The sequence below is a fragment of the Chromobacterium sp. LK1 genome, from assembly GCF_001043555.1.
GTDB classification, from domain to species: Bacteria; Pseudomonadota; Gammaproteobacteria; order Burkholderiales; family Chromobacteriaceae; genus Chromobacterium; species Chromobacterium aquaticum.
In genome coordinates, this window is the sequence record NZ_LDUI01000003.1 from 55,844 (window position 1) to 73,360 (window position 17,517).

The window sequence follows — 17,517 nt, forward strand, 5'->3', positions numbered from 1 at the left end:
TATGTATCTATTGAACGGAACACTGAACGCCGCCGTGGACGCCGCCGCCGCGCTGGCGCAATTACAACACGGCCTGCCGGCCGCGCTGGCTCGGCCGCCGGCCTTGGACGCGGTGCTGGATTGCGCCGAGCGCTTCGCCGCCGCGCTGCCGCAACGGGCGGAGGCGCTGGGTCTGGACGCCGCCGCCGTCGACGCGCTGCAAGGTTTTTGCCGGCGCGAGGCGCTGCAAGCCAAGGTCGGCCACGAGCTGGGCGAACAGGCCTTCTCGCTGCGCCGCTTCGACTACCGTCAGCCGCGCTTCGAAAGCTGGCGGCCGCTGGGCCTGGTGGCTCACATCACCCCGGCCAACGCGCCGCTGCTGCCCTTCATGGCGGTGTTGGAAAGCCTGCTGGCCGGCAATGTCAACTGGCTGCGCCCCAGCGGCAGCGACCAGGGCCGCAGCGCGCGGCTGCTGGCCGATTTTCTGAGCCACGACGCCGCCGGCGATCTGGCCGCCCACGTGGCGGTGCTGCCGCTGGCCACCGACCAACTGGCCGGCGTGCTGGCCCGCGCCGACGCGGTGTCCGCCTGGGGCGGCGACGCCGCGCTGGAAGCGATCCGCCGCCAAGTGCCGGCGGGCTGCCGCTGGATACCCTGGGGCCACCGCATCAGCTTCGCCTACCTGGACCCGGCCGCGGCGACGGAGGCCGATTACGACGCGCTGGCCGACGACGTCTGCCGTTTCGACCAGCAAGCCTGCTCCAGCCCGCAATGCCTGCTGGTGGACAGCGAGGACGAAGCCGCCTTGCGCGGCGCGGCCCAGGCCATGGCCGCCGCGCTGGCGCGTCGCGCGCCGGCCTGGCCGGCCTTGCAGCCGGACATGCAGGAGGCCGCGGAAATCTCCAGCCAGCTGGCCATGTTGCGGCTGGACCAGTCTTTCGCCGGCGTGGTCGGCGCGGTGGAGCAGGGCGAGGGCTGGCGCGTGGCCTGGGCGCAGCGCCAGGAACTGGCGGCCTCGCCGCTGTTCCGCACCCTGCAACTGCGGCCGGCGCCGCGCGCGCGGCTGGTGGAACTGCTGCTGCCCTGGCGCACCCATTTGCAAAGCTGCGGCCTGATCGCCGCGCCGGAGCAAGTGCCGGCGCTCAGCCGCCTGCTGCTGGACGCCGGCGTCGGCCGGCTGTGTCCGGCGGGAGCGATGCACGACGGCTACGCCGGCGAGCCGCACGACGGCGTTTACGCGCTGAGCCGGCTGACGCGGCGGGTGTCGGTCAGCCTGCGCGATGGTCAACTGCCCGGCCACGCGACGCTGGACGCCTTGCCGCCGCCGCCGGCCGGCCTGGACGCGCTGCCGGTGATGGACAAAATGGCCTTCCAGCAAGCCGAAATGGGGCCGGCCGCCCAGCTGTTCTTCCGCAGCGGCGGCAGCAGCGGCGAACCCAAGCTGGCCGGCTTCAGCTACCGCGATTACCACCGCCAGATGCTGGCGGCGGCGGACGGCCTGCTCGCCGCCGGCCTGGACCCGGCGCATGACCGGGTGATGAATCTGCTCTACGGCGGCAACCTCTACGGCGGCATGCTCAGTTTCTACACCATCCTGGACAAGCTGGGCGTGCCGCAATACCCGATGGGCGGCCCGGTGGACGACGACTTCAGCCAGATCGCCCACTTCATCGTGTCCCAAGGCGTCAACACCCTGGTGGGGATGCCGGGCACCTTGCAGCGGCTGTTCGAATGCGAGGAAGCCGCGCTGCGCGCCTACGGCGGCGTGCGCAAGCTGTTCTGCGGCGGCGAGCACATCAGCGACGGCCAACGCCAGTTCCTGGCCGGCTTTGGCGTGGAGCTGATCCGCTCCGCGATGTACGGATCGGTGGACGCCGGCCCGCTGGGCCACGCCTGCGGCCACGGCCGCGACAGCGAATTCCATTTATTGGCCGATATCCAGTGGCTGGAAATTCTGGAGCAGGACAGCGACCGCCCGGCCGAGCCCGGCGCCGTCGGCCGGCTGGCCTTCACCTCGCTGGCGCGGGAAGGCCAGCCGGTGCGGCGCTATGATCTGGGCGATCTGGGCCGCTGGCTGCCCGGCCGCTGCGGCTGCGGCCTGCCGGCGCCGCGCTTCCAGCTCACCGGCCGCCACGGCGCGCTGCTGCGCGCCGGCACCATCTTCGTCAACCCGGAAGCGCTGTCCGCGCCGCTGGGCCTGGCTTTGCAATGGTTGGTGGACCACGCCGCCAGCGGCGGCGACCGCATCCGGGTGCTGGCCGACGGCGACGCCGAGCAGGTGCGCGCCCGCCTGCTGCAAGACCCGATGCTGAACGAGGTGGTCAGCGGCGGCCTGCTGCAACTGGAAGTCATCGCCGCCCCGGCCAGCCAGTTCCAGCGCCATCCGCAAAGCGGCAAGACCCCGCTGGTGCTGGACCTGCGCCGCAACACGGAGCCGGCGCAATGAAGGCCGCCATGGATGCCAGGCTGCGCCGGCTGGTGGAGCACGCTCGCGCTCACTCGCCGTTTTTCACCGCCTTGTACCGCGAGCTGCCGGCGGACTGGACGCTGAGCGATCTGCCGCTGATCGAGCCGGCGGACTACTGGCGCCAATGCCAGCCGCTGGAAGACTGGCCGGTGCTGAGCGGCCCGCTGGCGGACGGCCATGTGTTCAAGACCGGCGGCTCCACCAGCGATGGCAAGCTGTCGGTGTTCCGCCGCGACGAATGGCAGGCCTTCGTGCGCGCCTTCGGCCAGGGCCTGGGCCGGCAACTGCTGCCCGGCGACCGTGTCGCCAACCTGTTCTTCGCCGGCGATCTCTACACCAGCCTGCTGTTCATCCACGGCGCGCTGTCGCACTCGCCGGCGCCGGTGGTGGAGTTTCCGTTCACCTGCAATGTCGAGGACGCGGCGCTGGCCGACGCCATCGACACGCTGGACATCAATGTGCTGGCCGGCGTGCCGGTGCAACTGGTGCGCTTCGCCAGCTGGCTGCAACAGGCCGGCCGCGCGCTGACCGGCGTGCGCTGCCTGCTTTACGGCGGCGAAAGCCTGTTCGCCGAGCAACTGGCCCTGCTGGGCCGGGTGTTTCCCAATGCCCGCATCGGCTCCATAGGCTGCGCCAGCGTAGATGCCGGCCTGATCGGCGCCGCCGGGCCGGATTGCGCCCAGGGCGAACACCGCGTGTTCGACGCCGACACCATCGTCGAAATCATCGACGAGGCCAGCGGCCTGCCGATCACGGAGCCGGACCGCAAAGGCCTGCTGGTGGTCAGCAATCTGCAACGGCGGTTGATGCCGGTGATCCGCTATCCCACCGGCGATCTGGCCTGCTGGCGCGAGCCGGCCGGGCGGCCGGAACGCAAGTTCGCGCTGCAAGGGCGCGCCAGCCGCGGCCACCGTGTGCGCGTCTGCACGCTGTCCTTGTTCCCGGACGAGCTGGACCCGCTGCTGCGGCAACAGGACGGGGTGCTGGCCTGGCAGCTGCTGGTGGGCCGCCGCGACGGTGTCGACACTCTCAGCCTGCGGGTGGCCAGCGAATACGCGCCGGCCCCGGCGGCGGAGCCGCTGCGCGAACGGCTGCTGACCGCGCAGCCGGCCTTGGCCGAACTCTGCCGCCAGGGCCTGCTGCGGCTCGACGTCGCTTATTGCGCGCCGGAGGCCATGCTCACCCATCCGCGTTCCGGCAAGCTGATGCGCGTGGTGGATCAGCGCGCTTACGAGGAGGTGGCGGCATGAGCATAGCCATCCGCGACTTCCAGGCCGACGACGCCACTGGCGTCAGCGCCTTGTTCCGCGCCATCTACGGCGAACACTACGTCTATCCCGACGTGTATCTGCCGTCGATGATACGCCGCCACAACGCCGCCGGCCGCTGGCATTCCGCCGTCGCCGTGCGCGATGGCCGAGTGCTGGGCCACGCCGCGTTGTGGCGCGACCCGCATTGCCCGGGCAGCGCCGAGCTGGCGCTCAACGTGGTGCACCCGGACGCGCGCGGCCAGGGCCTGGCCACCGCGCTGGGCCGCCATCTGCGTGCCCAAGGCGTCGCCCTGGGCCTGAGCATGCTCACCATCAAGCAAGTGTCGTCCCACGGCCAGAGCCAGCGCCTGGCCAAGACCCTGGGCTTCCACACCACCGGCCTGCTGCTGGACTACGTGGCCTCGCCGTTTGGCCAGCCGCAGCCGGAAAGCATCGTGTTGGGCTGCCTGCCGCTGCGAAGCCGGCCTATCCCCGCCTTGAACTGGCCGGCGGCGTGGCGGGAGTGGCTGACGCCGCTGAGCCGTGCCTTCGGCAGCGTGCCGCCGCCGGCGCAGGGGCCGGGCGGCGGACTCAGCATCGCCAGCCATGGGCGGCGGCTGGAAGTGGGGATGGAGGACATCAGCGGCGGCCGGCTGCGGGAAGTGGCGGCCTTGCCGGCCGGGCGGCTGGTCTACGTCAGGCTGGCGCTGGGGCCGGACGCCCCGCGCGCGGCGGCCGCCTTGCAACAGGCCGGCTTCGTTTGCGGCGGCCTGGTGCCCGGCCCGGACGGCAGCTGGCAGGCGCTGCTGCTGCGCGGACACGGCCGGCAGGAACTGGCGCTGAGCTGCCCCTTGGCCAATCGTCTGCATCAGTTGAGTCAGCAGGCGGCGGCTGTTGCCGCCTGAGAGCCTGTTCAAAGTCTGCTGCGCTTCGGCGATACGGCGTTGAAAGCCAGCTCAAAATGCTCATGTACCATGTGTACATTCCGCTTTTTCGCTCGTTTTCGCCTTGTCTCGCTCTTGCTCGCGAGACTTTGAACAGGCTCTGAGAACCTATACGATCTGCTGAGCGTCCTGGATTACCAGCGGTAACGCACACCGACCGTGCCGCCCAAGGCATAACTGCCATTGCTGCCCAGCGCGTGGCGGTAGTTCAGCTCGGCGTAGGCGTCCACCGTGCGCTTGTTATTGCTCCAGTTGCCGCCAGCGCCCAGTTCCGCGCTGGTTTTCTGGGTATGAAACTGCAGCGGCGTATTGCTGAACAACACCAAGCTGTTGTCCTGAAAACTGTGGAGCAAATCCGCCTTGAGGTAGGCGTTCAAGCCGCGGCCCTCGTCTTCCGGCCTGGCGTAACGCCAGGCGACGCCCAGCCGGCCCATCAGGCTGTGATCGGAATTGGCCGGCTGGCTGTCGCCGTTGGAATCGGTGTAGCTGTTCAGCCGGTTGTTCTGCCACACCATTTGCCATTGCGGCACCATGCTCCAGTTGCGGTTGAGCGCGTATTGATAGCCGGTTTCCAGGCTTAACAAGCCGCCATTGCCATCCGGGCTGCCATTCACGCTGTCGGCGGCAAGCTCGGTGTCATAGTGAGTCCACTTTCCCAGCACGTCCAAGTAATAGCCATTATTGCCATACCAGGTGAGGGCAAGGCCCAGGCTGTTGCTATGGAGATCCGCCTGGCCACTGGCGCCGTCCTGCAAACTCATGCGACCTTCGCCATGGCTGGCGAAAGCGCTGCCTATCAAGGAGCCCTTGTCGCCGCGCCACAGCCGGCGATCCGCGCCGACTTCGACAAAATCGCCGCTCAGTCTATAGGCGGAGGCGAAGGAGAAGCCGTTGCCGGCGATATTGCCCTCGGTGCGGCCCCAACGCCCGCCGGCTCGAGTCCAAATGGCCGGGCTGTCCGCCTCGTCCTGGCGTTGAGGCTGGTAACGGCGGTCGCCGACACGCTGCCACAGCGTGCCCAGCGTATCCAGCCCGAACTCGCTGAGCGCCAGCGGCAACATGGTTTGGATTTTGGCGATCGCAGCGAGGTCGCTGCTTTGCAGATACCAGTTCTGGCCATCGGCCTGCACCAATTGGTACTGGAAGGCGCCGGCGCTCAGCGGTGCGCCAAGTACGAAGGCGTTTTGTGCGGAATTGCCGGCATCCAGCACCTTGATGATTTCGATGCCGTCAGTCGCGCCGGTGCCGGTAAGGCTGCCCAGGCCGCCGGCTCTGCTGACGAAAACCCGCGTGGCGCCGCCGCTGCCAAGCGCGGTGCGATCCAGCACCAGCACATCGCTCAGGCTGGCCGCGCCGCCCTGGTTCAACACGGTATCCACGCGCAGCTGTCCGCCGTTCGAGGTATAGACGCCGCCGCCGGAAGTGCCCGCCGCATGGCTGCCGGTAATGACCAGCAAATCGCCCGCCACGGCTTGGCCGGCCCCGTTATCCACCCCCTGTAAAGTAATGACGCCGCTATTGGTGAAGTTGCTGACCCCGGTCAGCTGTCCCTGCACCACGCCGTTGCCAGGCAGCAGGCTACCCGCGGTTTGCCATGCGCCGCTGTTGTTGACGCTTTGCGGATTGGACACCGCCAGCAGGCGTAGCACGCCGTTGGCGTTGTTATTGAAAACGCCGTTGATCTGCGCCACGGCCACGCTTTGCACGCCGGCCACATAATTGCGAAGGTCGAAGGACTGCGAGGAGTTGTTGTTGAAGGCGTTGCCGCTGCCCTGCAAGGTGACATAGCCGTAGAGGGTGCCGTCGTTATTGATGGTGACATTGCCGGTGCGGCCGTTGACGGCGAAGTCGCTGGCGCCTGTTAGCGTGGCGCCCGCATGGTTATTGACGACGGCGCTGCCGGCGTTGATGTCCACCACCGCGGAGGTGGTGCTTTGCGTGGTGGCGGTGGCGTAGTTGTCCACCGAGGCCTGGCTGGCGTTCGCCACCTGTAAGGCCACGCCGGAGAGGTCGCCGCTCAAGGGCACGGCGCCGGTGCCGGTGAGATTGGCGTTGGCGATCAGGGCGACGCTGCCGTTGGGGGAACTGCCACGCAGGGCGGTGACGCCAGTGACCGCGCTATTGGCGCTCACATTGATATTGCCGCCGGCGGCGATCGCATTGATGCCGTAGCCGCTCTGGCTGCTCAGCGCGCCATTGCCGACGATGGAGACATTGCCGCTGCCCACGGTCGAGCCCTGTACCGCGGTGCGCGTCGCATTGACGGTGTTGTTGATCTGCAGCTGCACGTTCGCGGTATTGCCGGCCCCGGTGATATTGGCCACGACCCCGCTGCGGCCCACGGCTTGCGTGCCGCCTATCGTGCCATTGGTGGTCAGATTGATGCCGCCGGTGCTGCCCTGCGACAAGATGGCCACGCCGGAGAAGGTGGTGCTGATGTCGGTGCCGGCCACGGTGTTCAGCGTGACACCGCTGGCGCTGACATTGTTGCCGGTAAAGAACAACGCCACGGCATTGGTGCCGTTGCTGGTGACATTGCCCACTGTCCCCTGCACGCCGCCGTTGGTGGCGCTGACGGTGATGGCGCCCCTGACCGGCGCTGTGCTGCTGTCGATGCTTACCTGGCCGCCGTTGCTGTTTATGTTTATCGCGTAGGTGCCGGTGCCGGAAGCGTTGAGCGCTCCCTTGCTGACGATGTTGACATTGCCGGTGCTGAAACTGTTCACCGAGATGGCAGAGTTGCCGGAGTCGATCAGGCCATTGTTCTGGATGGTGATGTTGCCGCCATTGCTGGTGCTATTGATGCCGGATGCACTGCCCGACGACACCTTGCCGTTATTCACGATCAGGGTATCGCCCGAGACGCCGTTGCTGTGAGTGTCGATGCCGTTATTGCTTTGCACCTGAACCTGGCCATTTGCGGCGTTGGTGACATTGATGCTGCCGCCGCCCTCCGTCGTCGCGCCAAGGCCGGACTGACCGCTGGCGGTGACCGTCCCGCTATTGCTGATGGCGGCGGAACCGCTGCCGTTGTTCCACACCAGGAGGCCGCCTGGGGCATTGATGCTGGCGGCGTTGTTCAACTGGATATTTCCGCTATTGCTGACCGAGGTGGTGATCTGCACTGCGCCGTTACTCTGGCCACCGTTGGGGGTGGCGACGACTTGGCTGGCGGCGTCCAGGGTCAGGCTGACCGCGCCATTGGCGTTGTTGACTTGCAAGGCGGACTGCATGCTTGCCGACAAGGTGCTGCCCGTGACGGTGAGGGTGCTGGCGCCGCTTGGATTATTCAGATTGACGCTGCCAGCCAGATTCGCATTGAGGAAATCGATTTCGCCGATGCTGCTGCCATAGCTGAGGCTGCCGCTGAGGGCGCCGGTGCATGAGACGGTCGTGGTGCCGGTGCATGCGGCTTGGGCCCATTGGGGGGCGTAGAACACGGCGGCCACCAAGATGGGAATGGCTTTGGGCAGAGGGGAGAATCGCGGCGGAGCCTGGGGGGAAAAGCGTTGCTTCTGATGATTTTTTGCCATGGGAATGCCAACCATTGGTAAGTGAAGAAAACCGAGAACGGGGCTATGCGTCCCGGCTGTCCTCCCTTTGCTCAATGTCATGCGCTACCACATGACGGCTCATTGCCAGCAGCCTGTTCAACTTATCTCAAGTCCTCTGCGCCGGCTCAGCCGGGCTTCATCCTGGCGTCTCGGCATCAATGGGCCGGCGCGATCCCGCTTGCTCTCGCTGCTTCGCAAACCTGGAAAATCGCTCAAACCGATCCATGATTAAGGACGTGAGTGTCAGCAGGAATTGTGGTTTTGAAAGTGAACAATACAAAATGAATTAAAGGAATCACTTGATTCGAATGAGCCATGAATATCTCTCTCCGTCACTTGCGCGCTTTTGTTGCCGTGGCCGAAGCCGCCAGTTTCACCACGGCCGCCCGCCAGCTATTCCTGACGCAGTCCACGCTGACCAAGACCATACGTGAATTGGAACAGGAAATCGGCCTGACGCTGTTCGAGCGCACCACCCGCAAGGTGGCGCTGACCACGCAAGGCAATGCCTTCATGCCGGTTGCGCGCCGGCTGCTGAATGATTTCGAACTGCTGCTGTCCGATCTGCGCGAGAAATCCGCCGGCAGCAGCGGCAGCGTCTATGTGGCCAGCAGCCTGGCGTTTGCGTCCTGCGTGCTGCCCGAGGTGCTCAAGCGGTTGAAACAAGACTATCCGTGCATCCATGTGCGCCTGCTGGACGACACCAGCGGCGGCGTGGTGCGCCGCATAGAGTCGGGCGAGGTGGACATCGGCATCGGCTCCTACGTGGGGGCGGCCGGCAATAAGCTGGACAAGCGCAAGCTGCTCTCCGCCCGGCTGGGGGTGATGTTTCCACCGGGATCGCAACTGCCGACGGGTTCATTGAGCGGGCAATCGCTGCGCGACCTGCCCCTGCTGCAGGACGAGGGCGACACCAGCATCATGGCCACACTGGCACACAGCCAGCCCGGGCTCTGGCAGCAGGTGAACAGCAAGATCACCGTCACCAATCTGGACATCCAGTTCGCGCTGATCCGCGCCGGTGTCGGCGCCTGCGTGCTGTCGGCGCTGGCGGCATCGCATCCGACGGCGCGGGATCTGCCCTATCGCTTGCTGGAGGCCGTGGGGCTGCAACGCGAGATCCATATCTTCACGCGGCGCGGCGTGCCGTTGTCGCCAGCCGCCTTCACGTTTCTGCAGGTGCTGGAGGAGGTGTTGCCGGACATCGCTTTCCATCCCGGTGTGACGCTGGCGGTATGAGTGTGCCCGGGTCTAGGTCGCGCCAGCCGGCGTCGCTTAGAACCCGTTCAAGGTCTGCTGCGCTTCATGAGGCGTGGCACGGTGAGTACCGCTTCGAAATGCTCATCTACCGCTTGTACATTCCGCTTTCTCAGCCGCAACGCCTTGTTTCGCCTTAGCTCGCGAGATCGTAAACAGGTTCTCAGCGGTTTTCGCCTTGTCTCGCTCTTGCTCGCGAGACTTTGAACCGGTTCTTATTGCGCGCAGCGCGCTTCCACCCTGCTATCCGCTTGCCGCGTCGCGGACTTTGCCCGGGATGGGCAACTTCTTTTGCCCGCGATCGAGCGTCGACACGTTCGCCAGCGGCGGATCGGTGTTTTGAATGCGCGGCTGGGTCGTCTAGCCCTCCAAGCCGGCGGCGTCCCGCAACAGCTCGCGGAGGAAACGGCGGGTGTGTGCGCGCGCCGCCGGCAGGTTGTAAAGCGTGTGCGGCGCATGCGGCAGGATGAGCAGCTTGGCGTGGGTGGCGTCGCGCAGCGCATGGCCGCTGTGGCCCTGCACCGGCAGGTCCCGGTTCAGCGGGCTGTCCGCGCTGAAATAGGGATCGTGGCCTGAGAGGATATTGAGAATGGGGCAATCCGGCGCAAAGCCGTTGTCGGCACGGTCGACGAAATAATTATCCTCGCAGGGCCAGGAGTAAATCAGCCGGCCCAGGAACTCGGTGCCGCGCCAGCGGGCGACGGCCACCGCGCCCTCGCTGCTGCCGGCCAGGAACACCCGGCGGGCATCCACCCAGGGCAGCCGCGGCAAGGCCGCCACCGCGGCGCGGATCTCATCCAGTCGCAGCCTGTGCACGGCTTCGTACATCTCGCGCGGAGCCGGGCTTTGGTAGCGCGGCCGCGTGGCGCGGGCAAGGCTGTCCGGCGCCAGCGTGGCCAGCCCCAATGCGCCGCTCAGCCAGCGCTGGTAGCTCCGGGTCTGCTCGTTCAGGCCGGACGAGCCATGCAGGAACAGCAGCAGCGGGCCGGGCGGCAGGGCCGCCGGCTCCGGCAGCGCGGCCAACTGGCCAAACCAGACCGCGCCGCCGTCCTGCGGCAAGGATACTTCCGCTCGCGCCAACTCCGGTGGCCAGTCCAATGGTGGCGCTTGTTTGCTGGCACTCATCTGCAAAATCTCCAGAATCGATCCATGATTAAGAAGCCTCGCGCATTGCGTTTGCCCTGCGGCAAGACGACGCAGCCGAACCAGACCTAGCTTCTGCCATGGTATCGGCTGAGCGGCGTTGGGGAGACGATATTATTTTGTTTGAAAGTTATTGGTGTAAAATGAATTAACAAGCATGATTGATTCGAATAAGCCATGAACATTTCACTCCGCCACCTGCGCGCGTTCGCGGCCGTCGCCACCGCAGAGAGCTTCACCGCTGCGTCCCGCCAGTTATTCCTGACGCAGTCCACGCTGACCAAGACCATACGCGAATTAGAGCAGGAGATCGGCCTGACGCTGTTCGAGCGCACCACCCGCAAGGTGTCGCTGACCACGCAAGGCAATGCCTTCCTGCCGGTTGCGCGCCGGCTGCTGAATGATTTCGAACTGCTGTTGTCCGATCTGCGCGAGAAATCCGCCGGCAGCAGCGGCAGCGTCTACGTGGCCAGCGGCATGGCGTTTGCGTCCTGCGTGCTGCCCGAGGTGCTCAAGCGGCTGAAAAGAGACTACCCATGCATCCATGTGCGTCTGCTGGACGACACCAGCGGCGGCGTGGTGCGCCGCATAGAGTCCGGCGAGGTGGACATCGGCATAGGCTCCTACGTGGGGGCGGCCGGTAATAAGCTGGACAAGCGCAAGCTGCTTTCCGCCCGGCTGGGGGTGATGTTTCCACCAGGCTCGCAACTGCCGACGGGTCCGTTGAGCGGGCAGTCGCTGCGCGACCTGCCCCTGCTGCAGGACGAGAGCGACACCAGCATCATGTCCGCGTTGGAACAGTGTCTGCCGGAGTTGTGGCAGAAGGTGAACAGCAAGATCACCGTCACCAATCTCGACATCCAGTTCGCGCTGATCCGCGCCGGTGTCGGCGCCTGCGTGCTGTCGGCGCTGGCGGCATCGCATCCGACCGCGCAGGATCTGCCCTATCGCTTGCTGGATGTGGCGGGGATGCAGCGCGAGATCCATATCTTCACGCGGCGCGGCGTGCCGCTGTCGCCAGCCGCCTTCACGTTTCTGCAGGTGCTGGAGGAGGTGTTGCCCAGCATCGCTTTCCATCCCGGCGTGACGCTGACGGTATGAGCTGGAAGTTCGTGGCGCCACCATTTCTTTATCAACGGGCCAGGCAAAAAGCCCAGCGTTGAGCCGGGCTTTTTGTTTTACAACACAAGGGCCTTACTTGCCGATGCAGAAGCGGCTGAAAATCACCCCCAGCAGATCGTCGGCGCTGAATTCGCCGGTGATCTCGGACAGCGCGTTTTGCGCCATGCGCAATTCCTCGGCGAAGATTTCCACTTGCTCCCAGTCCGCGTGGGCCAGCTCCAGGTGTTCGGCGGCGCGGCGGATGGCGTCCAGGTGGCGCTGGCGCGCCAGGAACACGCCTTCGCCGCCGCCGCTATAACCTATCATCTCCAGCAGCTTGGCCTTGAGCAGCTCCACGCCGGCGTGGGTGCGCGCGGACAGGCGCACCAGCGGGTGGCCGTCTTCATCGGCCAGGCCCGGCGCTTCGCCTGACAGGTCCACCTTGTTGAACACGTGCACGCGCGGCAGCGCCGCCGGCAGCCGTTGCAGAATGGCCTGCACCTCGCCGGTGAGGCCGTCGCGGCTGTCCGCCAGCACCAGGGCCAGGTCCGCGCGCTCCACCGCCTGCCAGGTGCGTTCTATGCCTATCTTCTCCACCACGTCGTCGGTGTCGCGCAGGCCGGCGGTGTCGATGATGTGCACCGGCACGCCGTCGATGACGATCTCCTCGCGCACGGTGTCGCGGGTGGTGCCGGCGATGTCGGTCACGATGGCGATGTCGTCGCCGGCCAGCGCGTTCATCAGGCTGGACTTGCCGACATTGGGCTGGCCCACCAGCACCACGTGCATGCCCTCGCGCAGGATGGCGCCCTGTTTGGCGGTGGCCTGCACTTGCACCAGCCGGCCGCGCAGCCGTTCAAGCTTGCCCAGCGCGTCCGCCTGCTTGAGGAAATCGATCTCTTCTTCCGGGAAGTCCAGCGTTGCCTCCACCAGCATGCGCAGGGTGATCAGCTCGTCCACCAGTACGTGGATTTCCTTGGAGAAAGCGCCCTTCAGCGATTTGAGCGCGCTCTTGGCCGCGGTTTCGCTGCTGGCGTCGATCAAGTCCGCCACGCTTTCCGCCTGGGCCAGGTCCAGCTTGTCGTTGAGGAAGGCGCGCTTGGTGAATTCGCCCGGCTCCGCCAGCCGCGCGCCCAGCTCCACGCAGCGCGCCAGCAGCATTTTCAGCACCACCGGCCCGCCGTGACCCTGCAGCTCGATCACATCCTCGCCGGTGAAGCTGTTGGGGCCGGGGAAGTAGAGCAGCAGGCCGTTGTCCAGCGGCTGGCCGTGGGCGTCGACGAAATCGGTGTACAGCGCGTAGCGCGGCTTGGGCGTCTTGCCGCCGCTGACGGCGGCGGCGAAGGGCAGCAAATCCTTGCCGGACACGCGGATCACGCCGACGCCGCCGCGGCCGGGAGCGGTGGCGATGGCGCAGATGGTGGCGGGGGTGTAGCTGAGGCTCATGGGCATTCCTTGGAATCTGGGCCGCGGCCCCCGCGCGGCGGGGCGTCGTGGCGAATACGCTTCAATTATCCAGCAAAAAACCCGGCCATGCGGCCGGGTTTGGGGTTCAGAGCGCGCCGGGCAATCAGGATTGCAGCGCGGCCTTGTTTTTCTTCTCGATGCTCTTGTTGATCTGCCACTGCTGGGCCATCGACAAGATGTTGTTGACCACGTAGTACAGCACCAGGCCGGACGGGAAGAAGAAGAACATCACCGAGAAGGCCACCGGCATGATCTTCATCATCTTGGCCTGCATCGGGTCCGCCGGCGGCGGGTTCAGGAAGGTCTGCAGGAACATGGTGGCCGCCATGATCACCGGCAGCACATAGAACGGGTCCGGGCGGGCCAAGTCGGTGTACCACAGAATCCACGGCGCCTGGCGCAGCTCGACCGAAGCCAGCAGCGCCCAGTACAGGCCGATGAACACCGGGATCTGGATCAGCATGGGCAGACAGCCGCCCAGCGGATTCACCTTCTCGGACTTGTACATCTCCATCACCGCCTGCTGGAACTTCATGCGGTCGTCGCCGTACTGCTCCTTCATGCGTTCAAGACGCGGCGCCAGCGCCTTCATCTTGGCCATGGAGCGGTAGGACGCGGCGGTCAGCGGGTAGAAGATGGCCTTCACGGTCAGCGTCAGCAGCACGATGGCCCAGCCCCAGTTCTGCACCAGCAGGTGCAGCTTGGTCAGCAGCCAGAACAGCGGCGAGGCGAAAATGTGGAAGATGCCGAAGTCCTTGGCGTATTCCATGCCGTCGGCCAGCTTGCTGATCACATCGTACTCTTCCGGACCGGCGAACAGCGGCACCGACACGCTCAGGCTCTGGCCCGGAGCGATGGTGGCGTAATCCACCAGCGCGGCGGCGGAGTTCAGGCCGTTGCTCTGCTTCAGCTCAAAGCGGCAGGACTTGTCGTCCTTGCACACGCTGGCGCCGTCCAGCGGCTTCAGGATCCACGCGGACATGAAGTAGTGCTGGATCATCGCCACCCAGCCATCGCTGCCGGTCTTGGCGTAATCGCCCTTGCCCTTGGCCAGATCATCGAAGCTCACCTTCTGGAATTTGTTTTCCGAGGTGTATACCGCCGGGCCGGTGAAGGTGTGGGCCAGGCGGCCTTCGCCTTCCGGGGTCTGGCTGTCGCGCAGCAGGCGGTAGTAAGCGGTGGCGGCCAGCGGCGCGGCGCCGCCGTTGGCGATGTCGTAACGCACGCCGATCTTGTAGCTGCCCTTGGTGAAGGTGTAGATCTTGCTGACCTTCACGCCATTGGCTTCCGGCGCGCTCAGCTTCACTTCCAGCTTGTCGCCGGAGAGCTCGTAGCTGGTTTTTTCCGCGGTGAACACGGTTTTGTGGGTGGGCAGCGCCGGATTGCTGGCGGCCACCAGGCCGGTTTGCGCCACATAGACGCGGCCGTTCTTGTCTGTCAGCAGATCAAGCGGCTTTTTGCTGTCCACGGCGGAATCGTGCTTCAACAGCGTCAGCTGGCGCAGATCGCCGCCCACGGTGTCGATCTCCGCCTTCAGCACATCGGTGTTCACCAGGATGCGCTGGCCGGAAGTCAGCTTGTTGGAATCCACTGGCTGGGCGTTGTGGGACGCGCTGTTGGCGGCCTGCTGCTGCGTGGCGGCCTGCTTTTGCGCGGCCACCTGCTGCGGCGTCGGCTTGGGCGCGAAGAATTCCTGCCAACCTAGCAGGATGCCCAGGGACAGCACGATGAAGATTATGAGTCGCTTGGAATCCATCTCTCGATACCGGATTTAAGTTCAGGGAACTGGGTCGTAGCCGCTGCCGCCCCAAGGGTGGCAACGTCCGATGCGTTTGGCGGCCAGCCAGCCGCCCTTGAGTGCGCCATGCTTTCGCAACGCCTCGATCGCGTAGCTGGAACAGGTGGGCTGGAAGCGGCAACGCGGTGCCAGCCACGGGCTGATAGCCAGCTGATAAAAACGGATCAAGAGGACGAAGAGACGCGACATCGTGCCAGTTTAGCAAACAGAGAAGACAAAGCCGTGATCACTTCAGTTCGCTCGGCGCGAGTGAAAGGCACCTTGGCGCGGACCACGAAGTCCATGTCCGGCAGCGTTTGCCGGTTCAGGCGGAACCACTCGCGCACCGTGCGCTTGATGTAATTGCGACGCACGGCCCGCTTGTGGACCTTGCGGCCCACCACCAGGCCCAGCCGCGCATGACCCAACTCATTGGGGCGGGCCGACACCTGGAACGTAGCGTTGCTGCGCGACAAGCGCAAACTAAAAACGGATGAGAACTCATCCGTTTTTAATAGCCGGTGCGCACGGCGAAAGCGGTAAGCCGACAATGGCTTATACGGCCAGACGCTTGCGGCCTTTGGAACGGCGAGCGGCGATGACTGCGCGGCCGCCGCGGGTCTTCATGCGGACCAGAAAGCCGTGGGTACGCTTACGACGGGTATTGGAGGGCTGGTAAGTACGCTTCATGATTGGAATTCCTGTTTCGAAACGGAAATAAACGCGTGATTTGACAGGATAAACGCCGGTTTGTCAATGAGGAATTTTCTAAGCACCTGTGGATAACTTTGAGAAAAACCGTTAGAATGCCAAGGCTTACCGTTCCATGCCCGCTGCGCAATTATTGAACGCGCGCGCCGCCAGCCCCGCTGACGCCGCCCGCGTGGCCGCGCCGGGCGGGAACGCCGCCAGAGTACCACTGCCAAAATTCAGCACCTGACCACTGGCGCCACGCGCGCCCGCGCAAGTGCGGCGCGGCCTGGAGCCAGGAATTTTGCCAGCGGTTCTCGGGGCCCGCCCGGCCCGCCGCCTTGCGGCGTTTGGCTTGCCGGCTGGCCTTGAATCATGCCGAACACACGTCGTCCGCCCCGCGCGCGGGGCGCGGCGGCTTCTCCCGCCGCTTGGCCGTAACGCCGACAGCGGGTTTTTCGCTTTTACTTGCGTATATGTAATGACCGAACTGGATCAATTTTGGCCTGGCTGCCTGGCCCGCCTGGAGGCCGAACTGTCTTCGCAACAGTTCAATACCTGGATCAAGCCGCTATCGGCCGAAACCACGGAAGAAGGCATCGCGCTATTTGCGCCCAACCGCTTCATCATGCAGTTCATCAAGGACCGCTTCCTGGCGCGCATTGAAGAACTGGCGGTGGAACTGGTGGGCGAATGCCTGGTGGAACTGCGCCTGGGCGCGCCCGCCGGCCGTCCGGCCGCCGCGCCCGCGGTGATGCCGGCCAAAGCCAAGCCCACGCCCAGCACGCCGGCGCCCAGCGCGCCGTCCCAGGCCAAGCAGGCCGCGGTCAAGGCCATTGGCGGCAGCCACGAAAGCACCCGGCTCAACCCCTCGTTCACCTTCGACACCCTGGTGACCGGCAAGGGCAACCAGCTGGCGCGCGCCGCGGCCATGCAAATTGCGGAAAACCCGGGCGACCAAGCCTACAACCCGCTGTTCGTTTACGGCGGCGTGGGCCTGGGTAAGACCCACTTGATCCAGGCCATCGGCAACCATGTGTTCCAAAAGAACCCGCAAGCCAAGATCCGCTACATCCACGCCGAACGCTATGTGGCCGACATCATGCGCGCCTACCAGCACAAGGCCTTTGACGAATTCAAGCGCTACTACCACTCGCTGGACCTGCTGCTGATCGACGACATTCAGTTCTTCGCCGGCAAGAACCGCACCCAGGAAGAATTCTTCTACGCCTTCAACGCGCTGATCGAGGGCGGCAAGCAGGTGATCATGACCTGTGACAGCTACCCCAAGCAGATAGAAGGCATGGAAGAGCGGCTGATCTCCCGCTTCTCCTGGGGCCTGACCGTGGAAATCCAGCCGCCGGAGCTGGAAATGCGCGTGGCCATTCTGATGAAAAAGGCCGAGGCCGACAGCATCAAGCTGGACCACAACGTGGCCTTCTTCATTGCCCAGAACGTGCGCTCCAACGTGCGCGAACTGGAAGGCGCGCTCAAGCGCGTGGTGGCCTACGCCCGCTTCACCAATCAGAACATCTCGCTGGAACTGGTCAAGGAAGCGCTCAAGGACATCCTGGCCGCCGGCAACCGCCAGGTGACCGTGGACGCCATCCAGAAAACCGTGGCCGAGTACTACAAGATCAAGCTGTCCGACATGCACAGCAAAAAGCGCAGCCGCGACATCGCCCGGCCGCGCCAGGTAGCGATGGCGCTGGCCAAGGAACTGACCCAGCTGTCCCTGCCCAATATCGGCGACGCCTTTGGCGGCCGCGACCACACCACCGTGCTGCACGCGTGCAAGACCATTGCCGAAATGCGCGGCAACGACGCCGATATCGCCCACGATTACGACACGCTGCTGGCCATGCTGCGTAACTAAGACCATGAAGCC

At 65.3% G+C, this 17,517-nt stretch carries 13 protein-coding genes; 6 read left to right on the forward strand and 7 right to left on the reverse strand.

Annotated elements, in window-relative coordinates:
- Position 1: 1 nt before the first annotated feature.
- Genes VI26_RS02050 through VI26_RS02060 form a run of 3 tightly spaced genes read left to right on the forward strand, consistent with a single transcriptional unit; the run spans position 2 to position 4,601 of the window.
- Positions 2 to 2,425: an acyl-CoA reductase gene (locus VI26_RS02050; RefSeq protein ID WP_048408080.1), complete on the forward strand. Its 2,424-nt coding sequence runs from the start codon at positions 2 to 4 to the stop codon at positions 2,423 to 2,425.
- A complete protein-coding gene (locus VI26_RS02055; RefSeq protein WP_231580942.1) occupies positions 2,422 to 3,696 on the forward strand; it encodes a phenylacetate--CoA ligase family protein in 1,275 nt (424 codons plus the stop codon). The genes VI26_RS02050 and VI26_RS02055 overlap by 4 nt, the downstream gene beginning before the upstream one ends.
- Positions 3,693 to 4,601 (forward strand): GNAT family N-acetyltransferase, encoded by a 909-nt coding sequence (locus VI26_RS02060; RefSeq protein ID WP_048408081.1) that lies wholly within the window; start codon positions 3,693 to 3,695, stop codon positions 4,599 to 4,601. Before VI26_RS02055 ends, VI26_RS02060 begins: the two co-directional genes overlap by 4 nt.
- Positions 4,602 to 4,774: 173 nt before the next feature.
- Here VI26_RS02060 and VI26_RS02065 read toward each other — a convergent pair whose 3' ends face one another.
- Complete coding sequence (locus tag VI26_RS02065; RefSeq protein ID WP_197081349.1) at positions 4,775 to 8,080, reverse strand: autotransporter outer membrane beta-barrel domain-containing protein; 3,306 nt, start codon at positions 8,078 to 8,080, stop codon at positions 4,775 to 4,777.
- A gap of 429 nt (positions 8,081 to 8,509) precedes the next feature.
- Here VI26_RS02065 and VI26_RS02070 point away from each other — a divergent pair, with 429 nt between their 5' ends.
- Positions 8,510 to 9,433 (forward strand): LysR family transcriptional regulator, encoded by a 924-nt coding sequence (locus VI26_RS02070; protein ID WP_048408083.1) that lies wholly within the window; start codon positions 8,510 to 8,512, stop codon positions 9,431 to 9,433.
- Positions 9,434 to 9,811: 378 nt separating this feature from the next.
- Here the strand turns inward: VI26_RS02070 and VI26_RS02075 are convergent, their stop codons facing one another.
- Positions 9,812 to 10,576 (reverse strand): dienelactone hydrolase family protein, encoded by a 765-nt coding sequence (locus tag VI26_RS02075; protein WP_048408084.1) that lies wholly within the window; start codon positions 10,574 to 10,576, stop codon positions 9,812 to 9,814.
- Between the two features lie 195 nt (positions 10,577 to 10,771).
- Here VI26_RS02075 and VI26_RS02080 point away from each other — a divergent pair, with 195 nt between their 5' ends.
- The gene (locus VI26_RS02080) at positions 10,772 to 11,695 is read left to right on the forward strand and encodes a LysR family transcriptional regulator (protein ID WP_048408085.1); all 924 of its coding nucleotides are present in this window, start codon (positions 10,772 to 10,774) and stop codon (positions 11,693 to 11,695) included.
- A 93-nt stretch (positions 11,696 to 11,788) separates the two neighbouring features.
- On the opposite strand, the gene mnmE is transcribed toward VI26_RS02080, so the two are convergent.
- From mnmE to rpmH, 5 genes are all read right to left on the reverse strand, one after another.
- Complete coding sequence (gene mnmE, locus VI26_RS02085) at positions 11,789 to 13,141, reverse strand: tRNA uridine-5-carboxymethylaminomethyl(34) synthesis GTPase MnmE (RefSeq protein ID WP_019102217.1); 1,353 nt, start codon at positions 13,139 to 13,141, stop codon at positions 11,789 to 11,791.
- Positions 13,142 to 13,265: 124 nt separating this feature from the next.
- Entirely contained in the window at positions 13,266 to 14,918 is a 1,653-nt protein-coding gene (yidC, locus tag VI26_RS02090) for a membrane protein insertase YidC (RefSeq protein WP_048408086.1), read from the reverse strand.
- Between the two features lie 21 nt (positions 14,919 to 14,939).
- A complete protein-coding gene (yidD, locus tag VI26_RS23525; RefSeq protein WP_082150824.1) occupies positions 14,940 to 15,149 on the reverse strand; it encodes a membrane protein insertion efficiency factor YidD in 210 nt (69 codons plus the stop codon).
- The gene (gene rnpA, locus VI26_RS02095; RefSeq protein WP_048408087.1) at positions 15,125 to 15,490 is read right to left on the reverse strand and encodes a ribonuclease P protein component; all 366 of its coding nucleotides are present in this window, start codon (positions 15,488 to 15,490) and stop codon (positions 15,125 to 15,127) included. The genes yidD and rnpA overlap by 25 nt, the downstream gene beginning before the upstream one ends.
- A gap of 4 nt (positions 15,491 to 15,494) precedes the next feature.
- A complete protein-coding gene (gene rpmH, locus VI26_RS02100) occupies positions 15,495 to 15,629 on the reverse strand; it encodes a 50S ribosomal protein L34 (protein ID WP_048408088.1) in 135 nt (44 codons plus the stop codon).
- A 481-nt stretch (positions 15,630 to 16,110) separates the two neighbouring features.
- On the opposite strand from rpmH, the gene dnaA reads away from it, so the two are divergent.
- Positions 16,111 to 17,505, forward strand: a complete 1,395-nt coding sequence (dnaA, locus tag VI26_RS02105) for a chromosomal replication initiator protein DnaA (RefSeq protein WP_048408089.1) — start codon at positions 16,111 to 16,113, stop codon at positions 17,503 to 17,505.
- Positions 17,506 to 17,517: the final 12 nt, after the last annotated feature.

Bases quoted from the DNA above. Each gene is read 5' to 3' on its own strand.
- VI26_RS02050 (WP_048408080.1), top strand. From the start codon at position 2: ATGTATCTATTGAACGGAACACTGAACGCCGCCGTGGACGCCGCCGCC.
- VI26_RS02055 (WP_231580942.1), top strand. From the start codon at position 2,422: ATGAAGGCCGCCATGGATGCCAGGCTGCGCCGGCTGGTGGAGCACGCT.
- VI26_RS02060 (WP_048408081.1), top strand. From the start codon at position 3,693: ATGAGCATAGCCATCCGCGACTTCCAGGCCGACGACGCCACTGGCGTC.
- VI26_RS02070 (WP_048408083.1), top strand. From the start codon at position 8,510: ATGAATATCTCTCTCCGTCACTTGCGCGCTTTTGTTGCCGTGGCCGAA.
- VI26_RS02075 (WP_048408084.1), bottom strand. From the start codon at position 10,576: ATGAGTGCCAGCAAACAAGCGCCACCATTGGACTGGCCACCGGAGTTG.
- VI26_RS02080 (WP_048408085.1), top strand. From the start codon at position 10,772: ATGAACATTTCACTCCGCCACCTGCGCGCGTTCGCGGCCGTCGCCACC.
- mnmE (WP_019102217.1), bottom strand. From the start codon at position 13,141: ATGAGCCTCAGCTACACCCCCGCCACCATCTGCGCCATCGCCACCGCT.
- yidC (WP_048408086.1), bottom strand. From the start codon at position 14,918: ATGGATTCCAAGCGACTCATAATCTTCATCGTGCTGTCCCTGGGCATC.
- yidD (WP_082150824.1), bottom strand. From the start codon at position 15,149: ATGTCGCGTCTCTTCGTCCTCTTGATCCGTTTTTATCAGCTGGCTATC.
- rpmH (WP_048408088.1), bottom strand. From the start codon at position 15,629: ATGAAGCGTACTTACCAGCCCTCCAATACCCGTCGTAAGCGTACCCAC.
- dnaA (WP_048408089.1), top strand. From the start codon at position 16,111: ATGACCGAACTGGATCAATTTTGGCCTGGCTGCCTGGCCCGCCTGGAG.